This window comes from Burkholderia sp. AU45388 (genome assembly GCF_030481585.1).
GTDB lineage: Bacteria > Pseudomonadota > Gammaproteobacteria > Burkholderiales > Burkholderiaceae > Burkholderia > Burkholderia sola.
This window is the reverse complement of the sequence record NZ_JAUJPV010000025.1, coordinates 113883-121794: the sequence shown is the minus strand read 5'-3', so window position 1 is coordinate 121794 and position 7912 is coordinate 113883. Positions and strand designations below refer to the sequence as shown.

Sequence of the window (7912 nt, the reverse complement as noted above, 5' to 3'; positions counted from 1 at the left end):
CGATCATCGACAACGGCGAATTCAATCACGGCCTCACGTATTCGGGCCATCCGGTGGCGGCGGCCGTCGCGGTCGCGAACCTGAAGCTGCTGCGCGACGAAGGCATCGTCGAGCGCGTGAAGACCGACACCGGCCCGTACTTCCAGGCGCTGATGCGCGAAACCTTCGCGCGTCATCCGATCGTCGGCGAAGTGCACGGCCACGGGATGGTCGCGAGCCTGCAACTGGCCGAAGCGCCGGCCGAACGCCGCCGCTTCGCGAACGGCGGCGACGTCGGCACGATCTGCCGCGACTTCTGCTTCAACGGCAACCTGATCATGCGCGCGACCGGCGACCGGATGCTGCTGTCGCCGCCGCTCGTGATCTCGCGCCAGGAAATCGATGAACTCGTGTCGAAGGCGAAGAAGGCCGTCGATGCGACCGCCCAGCAACTGGGTGTTTCGTAACGGTTTTGCCTACAGGCGTGCGGCGGGCGCCGCACGCCGCCATAACCCAAGGGAATTCCACCATGCGTGCCTGCTATCTTCGCCAAGCCTGTTCCGTTGCCGCCCTCGCCGCCGCAGCAGCGTTCACGTCGGTCGCCAGTCCATCGGTGCATGCCGAAGACCTGAACGTCTACAACTGGTCCGACTACATCGCGCCGGACACGATCCCGAACTTCCAGAAGCAGACGGGCATCCACGTCAAGTACGACAACTACGACAGCGACGACACGCTGCAGGCGAAGCTGCTGGCCGGCAGCTCGGGCTACGACATCGTCGTGCCGACGTCGAACTACATGGCCAAGCAGATCCAGGCCGGCGTGTACCAGAAGCTCGACAAGTCGAAGATCCCGAACCTCGCGAACCTCGACCCGTTGCTGATGAAGATGATCGCGGATGCCGACCCGGGCAACCAGTACGGCGTGCCCTGGGCGTACGGCACGGACGGCATCGGCTACAACGCGCAGGCGGTGAAGAAGGCGCTCGGCGACAAGGCGCCGGTCGACAGCTGGGCGCTGGTGTTCGATCCGGCCAACATGGAGAAGCTGAAGAGTTGCGGCGTGTCGTTCCTCGACCAGGCCGTCGACGTGTTCGCCGCCACGCTTCAGTACATGGGCAAGGACCCGAACAGCAAGAACCCCGGCGACTACCAGGCTGCATTCGAAGTCCTGAAGAAAGTCCGTCCGTACATCACCCAGTTCAACTCGTCGGGCTACATCAACGACCTCGCGAACAACGACGTGTGCGTCGCGCTCGGCTGGTCGGGCGACGTCGGCATCGCGCACCGTCGCTCGGCCGAAGCGAAGCGTCCGTACGACATCAAGTTCTCGAATCCGAAGGAAGGCGGCCTGCTGTGGTTCGACGTGATGGTGGTCCCGAAGGACGCGCCGCACCCGGAAGCCGCGATGAAGTGGATCAACTACATTTCCGACCCGAAGGTCAACGCGGCGATCACCAACACGGTGTTCTACCCGACCGCGAACAAGGCCGCGCATCAATTCGTCACGCCGGCCGTCGCGCAGGACCCGACCGTCTACCCGCCCGAAGACGTGCTGAAGAAGATGGTGCTGATGAAGCCGATGCCGGCCGACATCCTGCGCCTCGAGAACCGTCTGTGGGCCCAGTTGAAGACGGGCCACTGATCGCCATGCCCCACGGCGGCGCAGGCATCGCGGTACGCCTGCCCGCCTGAAATTCGCGGACCTTCGTCCGCCCGCGCGCCGCGCGCGCTGTTCCATCCGGCACGAGCCGTTGCTCGCGAGTCGCGTTGCGCGCCTCGCGCGGGGACGCTCGCGCCTGCAATCCGTGAAGAACGAATGGTGACTCCCATGCAATCGATACCCTCTTCCGCCGCTGCACGCCAGACCCAACCGGCCGCCGCGCCCCGTACGCAAAACGACGCGTTCGTGCGCATCGAAAACATCGTGAAGAAATTCGGCGACAGCACGGCCGTCGACAACGTGAACCTGACGATCGCGAAGAACGAGCTGTTCGCGCTGCTTGGCAGCTCGGGCTGCGGCAAGTCCACGCTGCTGCGCATGCTCGCCGGGCTGGAAACGGCGACCTCCGGCAAGATCTTCGTCGACGGCGAGGATCTCGCGTCGCTGCCGCCGTACCGCCGCCCGGTCAACATGATGTTCCAGTCGTACGCGCTGTTCCCGCACATGACGGTCGAATCGAACGTCGCGTTCGGCCTGAAGCAGGAAGGCACACCGAAAAACGAGATCAGGGAACGCGTGGCCGACGCGCTCGCGCTCGTGCAGATGAGCAAGTACGCGAAGCGCAAGCCGCATCAGTTGTCGGGCGGCCAGCAGCAGCGCGTCGCGCTGGCCCGCTCGCTGGTCAAGCGCCCGAAGCTGCTGCTGCTCGACGAGCCGATGTCCGCGCTCGACAAGAAGATTCGCCAGAAGACCCAGCTCGAACTGGTGAACATCATCGAGAAGGTCGACGTGACCTGCGTGATGGTCACGCACGACCAGGAAGAGGCGATGACGATGGCGAGCCGCCTCGCGGTGATGAGCGAAGGCAAGATCGTGCAGATCGGCTCGCCCGGCGAAGTCTACGAATACCCGAACAGCCGCTTCTCGGCCGAATTCATCGGCTCGACCAACCTGTTCGAGGGGCGCGTGGTCGAGGACGAGCCCGATCACATCTTCGTCGAAAGCGACGACCTCGAGAACCGCATGTACGTGAGCCACGGCGTGACCGGCCCGCTCGGGATGCCGGTCGGCATCTCGGTGCGTCCGGAGCGCGTGCACGTGTCGCGCGAGAAGCCGGGCGCGAGGCACAACTGGGCGCGCGGCGTCGTCACCGACATCGCGTACATGGGCAGCTATTCGCTGTACCACGTGCGTCTGCCGAGCGGCAAGACGGTGGTGTCGAACCTGTCGAGCTCGCACCTGATGAACGACGGCGCGCCGGCGTGGAACGACGACGTGTTCGTGTCGTGGTCGCCGGCCAGCGGCGTCGTGCTGACGCAATGAGGACGCCACGATGAGAACCTCCGCTTCCACGCCTTCCGCGCCGGTGTCGACCGGCACGACCGCCGCGCCCCTGGCTAACAAGCGCCGCGGCCGCTTCGCCGCGCTGTCGCGCTTGCTGCCGTCGGGCCGCACCGTCGCGATCGGCGTGCCGTTCCTGTGGCTGGCCGTGTTCTTCGCGCTGCCGTTCGTGCTGGTGCTGAAGATCAGCTTCGCCGACCAGGTGATGGGCATCCCGCCGTACACGTCGCTCGTCGAGTTCAAGGACGGCGTCGTGCACTTCGCGCTGCAGTTGTCGCACTACGCGTTCCTGCTGCAGGACGACCTGTACATCGCGACCTACCTCAGCTCGCTGAAGATGGCCGCCGTGTCGACGGTGCTGTGTTTGCTGATCGGCTATCCGATGGCGTACTACATCGCGCGCTCGGAGCCGAGCCGCCGCAACGTGCTGATGATGGCCGTGATGCTGCCGTTCTGGACGTCGTTCCTGATCCGCGTGTACGCATGGATCGGCATCCTGAAGGACGACGGCCTGCTGAACCACACGCTGATCGCGCTCGGCATCATCCACACGCCGCTGCGGCTCTATCACAGCGACGCGGGCGTCTATATCGGGATGGTCTATTCGTACCTGCCGTTCATGGTGATGCCGCTCTACGCGCACCTCGTGAAGATGGACCTCACGCTGCTCGAAGCCGCGTACGACCTCGGCGCGAAACCGTGGGTCGCGTTCACGCGCATCACGCTGCCGCTGTCGAAGAACGGGATCATCGCCGGCAGCCTGCTGGTGTTCATCCCGGCGGTGGGCGAGTACGTGATTCCCGAGCTGCTCGGCGGCGCCGACACGCTGATGATCGGCCGCGTGATGTGGGATGAATTCTTCAACAACATGGACTGGCCGATGGCGTCCGCGGTGACGGTCGCGATGGTGCTGCTGTTGCTGGTGCCGATGGCGCTGTTCCAGTACTACCAGGTCAAGGAACTGGAGGAAGCGAAATGATCAAGCCGAGCAAACCGCTGTCGACGGGCGTTCTCGCCTTCGGCTTCCTGTTCCTGTACATCCCGATCATCAGCCTCGTCGTGTATTCGTTCAACGAATCGAAGCTGGTGACGGTGTGGTCGGGCTTCTCGCTGAAGTGGTACGCGGCGCTGCTGGACGACGACGAGCTGCTGACCGCCGCATGGCTGTCGTTGAAGATCGGCTTGCTGACGGCCACCGCGTCGGTCGTGATCGGCACGTGGGCCGGCTTCGTGCTCGCGCGCTTCGGCCGCTTCAGGGGCTTCACGCTGTACACGGGGATGATCAACGCGCCGCTGGTGATTCCGGAGGTGATCCAGGGGATCTCGCTGCTGTTGCTGTTCGTCGCGCTGGAGCAGATGTTCGGCTGGCCGAAAGGGCGCGGAATGCTGACGATCTGGATCGGTCACGTGATGTTGTGCGTGTCGTACGTGGCGATCATCGTGCAGTCGCGCGTGAAGGAGATGAACAAGTCGCTGGAAGAGGCCGCGCTGGACCTCGGCGCGACGCCGCTGAAGGTGTTCTTCGTGGTGACGCTGCCGCTGATCTCGCAGGCGCTGCTGTCCGGGTGGCTGCTGTCGTTCACGCTGTCGATCGACGATCTGGTGCTGTCGGCGTTCCTGTCCGGGCCGGGGTCGACGACGCTGCCGCTGGTGGTGTTCTCGCGCGTGCGGCTGGGGCTGAACCCCGAGATGAATGCGCTGGCGACGCTGTTCATCACGGCCGTGACGATCGGCGTGATCGTCGTGAACCGGATGATGATCGCGCGCGAGCGGCGCCGGATGGCCGACCTGAAGGCCGCGTTCGCGCTGGCGTGACGACCCGCTTTCGCTTCGAAGATAACAAGCAGTGCAGACAAGCATGACGCGCTGCCCCAGGGGGGCGCGCGATTCGATCCCGTTTTGACAAGCGCACGACTAGGAGAATCCGCAATGAAGAAGAAACTGATCTGCCTGCTGGTGGCCGGCGCGTTGCCGGGCGTCGCGCTGGCCGGTTCCACCTCCGCCGAAATCAAGGCGCTGCAGGCGCAGGTCGCGGCACTGCAGAAACAGATGAAGGCGATGCAGGCGCAACTCGCCGCGAAGCCGGGCGGCGCGGCGGTCGGGGCGGCCGGCGCGAGCGGCGGCATGGCCGGCGGCGGCAACGCCGCCGCGGTCGCCGCCGATCCGTCCTCGCCGGATTACGGCAAGGCGCGCGCCACGCTGACCAACGACGAGGTCAGCGAAATGAAGCAGCAGATCGCGAACCAGCAACTGAAGGTCGACTCGCTGACCGACGCGGCCACCACGGGCCCGCTCGCCGGCCTGTCGGTCACGGGCTACATCGATCCGACCTACATCTACAACCGCGCGGCCGGCACGTCGTCGTTCCTGTTCGCGAACCACGAGAACGCGTACAACTACTTCAACAGCACGTTCGGCGATCTCTACCTCGACATCAAGAAGACGTTCGGCGTCGGCCCGATGGCGCCGTCGGCCGAAATCACGTTGATGCCGAACCGCGGCAACGGCATCACGCTGCTGCAGAACTCGCGCGGCTCGATCACCGACAACCTGCTGAACACGGCGGTCATCAACGTGCCGATCACCGCCGAGACGACGCTCGTCGCCGGTTTGATCCCGAGCTTCGGCGGCTACGAGGTGCAGCAGTCGAACCAGATGCTCACACTCACGCACAACCTGCTGTACGATTTCTCCGACCCGGGCAGCTACGTCGGTGTCGGCGCGAACTACACGAAGGGCAACTGGGCGTGGAAGTTCTTCCTCGGCAACGAGCAGTACCGCACGTACGGTTCGGTCACGCAGACGGGCACCAATGCGCTCGGCGACCCGATCACCACCAGCAACAAGGTGCCGACCTTCACCGCGCGCGCGGACTACACGTGGTCGAGCGCGCTCGATATCGGCGGGTCGTTCAACATCGGGCGCCAGACGCTGGCGAGCGCGATCGACTCGACCACGGGCGCCGTCAGCTACGGCCCGGGCGGCGCGGCGCCAAGCGCATACGGTTCGTTCTTCTTCGGCGAACTCGACGCGACCTACACGCTCGCCGACATTCAGTACAACGCTGAAGTCGACTACGGCCGGCAGCAGCATGCGGCGTTCAACGGCGGGCTCGCGCAGTGGTACGGGCTGTCGCTGCTCGCGCACCGCAAGTTCAACGCGCCGGTGGTCGGCCGCATGGGCGTGACGCTGCGCTACGACCTGCTCGCGAACTCGAAGAACGGCGGCGGCGGCGGCGGCATCGCGCTGAACGGCAACGGGATGGACCCGAGCAACGGCTTCGGCGTCGACGCGGACTGCCTCGCGCAATCGAAGGCCGGCGGCGGCCTGGGCTTCGAGTGCAAGGGCGCGGTGCGCCAGGACGTCGCGCTCGACCTGCTGTTCTATCCGACCCAGCAGATCACCGTGAAGGTCGAATACCGGCACGACTGGGCGAACAACAAGGTGTTCCTGCGCAACGACGGGTCGTACGGCAAGTCCAACGACCTGCTCGCGACGCAGTTCATCTATTCGTTCTGATGCGGCACGCGCGGGGCGCCGTGCCGCACGCACGGCGTCCCGCGCCGTTTTCCGGCTGCGCGCTGATTGCAGCCTTCGAGGGAGTCGGTTTGATGACGCAGTCTTTCACCCGCCGCGCCGATGCGCTCGCGCGCGACTCGTACTACGAAGCCACGGCCACACGGCCCGTGACCGACGATCCGATCCTCGAGGAGACGATCGACGTTGACGTCTGCGTGATCGGCGCCGGTTTCGCGGGCCTGTCGACGGCGCTCGACTGCCGCGCGCGCGGGCTGTCCGTCGCCGTGATCGATGCGCACCGGCCCGGCTGGGGCGCGTCGGGCCGCAATGGCGGCCAGGCGATCACCGGCTTCGCGAAAGACGAGGTGATCGAGAAGCAGCTCGGCGCCGACGGCGCGCGCGCCGCGTGGTCGCTGTCGCTCGACGGCGTCGCGCTGATCGCCGAGCGCATCGCGCGCTACGGGATCGACTGCGACTTCACGCGCGGCTACCTGACGGTCGCGACGAAGCCGCGCCGCGTCGACGACCTGCGCGCGTGGATGAGCGCCGCGACGTCGCGCTGGGGTCATCCGTCGCTCGCGTGGCTCGATACCGGCGAGATCCACGCGCGCATTGCGTCGACGCGCTATCTGGCCGGCGTGCACGATCCGCTGTCGGGCCATCTTCATCCGCTCAAGTATTGCCTCGGCCTCGCCGATGCCGCGCGCCGCGAAGGCGTCGCGCTGTATGCGCACACGCCCGCGCTCGACGTCGTGCGCGGCGCACGGCCCGTCGTGCGCACGCCGTCCGGCGAAGTGCGCTGCCGCTTCGCCGTGTCGTGCTGCAACGCGGGCCCCGGCGGCGTGCTGCCGGCCGCGACCGCCGCGCGCATCGCGCCGATCGCGTCGTACATCATCGCGACCGAGCCGCTCGGCCGCACACGCGCCGACGCGCTGATCGCCCGACGCGAAGCCGTGTGCGACAACAACTTCTTCCTCGACTACTTCCGGCTGTCGGCCGACCACCGGATGCTGTTCGGCGGCCGCGCGAATTCGGCCGGCGCGTCGCCCGCCGCGCTCGCCGAAGCGATCCGGCAACGCATGGTCGGCGTGTTCCCGCAGCTTGGCGACGTGCGCGTCGACCACGCGTGGGGCGGCTTCGTCGACGTCACGCGCAACCGCGCGCCGGACTTCGGCGCGATCGATCCGACCTTCTTCTACGTCCAGGGCTTCAGCGGGCACGGCGTCGCGCTCACCGGCGTCGCCGGCCGTGCGGTCGCCGGCGCGATCGCGGGCGACACCCGCGCGTTCGACCTGTTCGCACGCTTGCGTCACCGGCGTTTTCCCGGCGGCGACGCGTGGCGGCAGCCGGCGCTCGAACTCGGGATGCTGTACCACCGCGTCCGCGAGCTGTTCTGAGCCCTTTCACTCC

General features: G+C 66.4%; 7 protein-coding genes. All 7 read left to right on the top strand.

Annotated features, from left to right (window positions below; all coding sequences use genetic code 11):
* A partial coding sequence (locus QZM72_RS29870; protein ID WP_301739856.1) for an aminotransferase class III-fold pyridoxal phosphate-dependent enzyme occupies positions 1 to 446 on the top strand: 446 nt, incomplete at its 5' end.
* Positions 447 to 508: 62 nt separating this feature from the next.
* A complete protein-coding gene (locus QZM72_RS29865; protein ID WP_301739855.1) occupies positions 509 to 1624 on the top strand; it encodes a polyamine ABC transporter substrate-binding protein in 1116 nt (371 codons plus the stop codon).
* A 186-nt stretch (positions 1625 to 1810) separates the two neighbouring features.
* On the top strand, positions 1811 to 2965 hold the full coding sequence (locus QZM72_RS29860) for an ABC transporter ATP-binding protein (RefSeq protein WP_089468648.1): 1155 nt from the start codon (positions 1811 to 1813) through the stop codon (positions 2963 to 2965).
* Between the two features lie 10 nt (positions 2966 to 2975).
* Complete coding sequence (locus QZM72_RS29855; RefSeq protein ID WP_301739854.1) at positions 2976 to 3962, top strand: ABC transporter permease subunit; 987 nt, start codon at positions 2976 to 2978, stop codon at positions 3960 to 3962.
* Positions 3959 to 4798, top strand: a complete 840-nt coding sequence (locus tag QZM72_RS29850; RefSeq protein ID WP_301739853.1) for an ABC transporter permease subunit — start codon at positions 3959 to 3961, stop codon at positions 4796 to 4798. Before QZM72_RS29855 ends, QZM72_RS29850 begins: the two co-directional genes overlap by 4 nt.
* A 114-nt stretch (positions 4799 to 4912) precedes the next feature.
* A complete protein-coding gene (locus tag QZM72_RS29845; protein WP_301739852.1) occupies positions 4913 to 6502 on the top strand; it encodes a DUF3138 family protein in 1590 nt (529 codons plus the stop codon).
* 92 nt (positions 6503 to 6594) lie between these two features.
* Complete coding sequence (locus tag QZM72_RS29840) at positions 6595 to 7899, top strand: FAD-binding oxidoreductase (RefSeq protein ID WP_301739851.1); 1305 nt, start codon at positions 6595 to 6597, stop codon at positions 7897 to 7899.
* Positions 7900 to 7912: the final 13 nt, after the last annotated feature.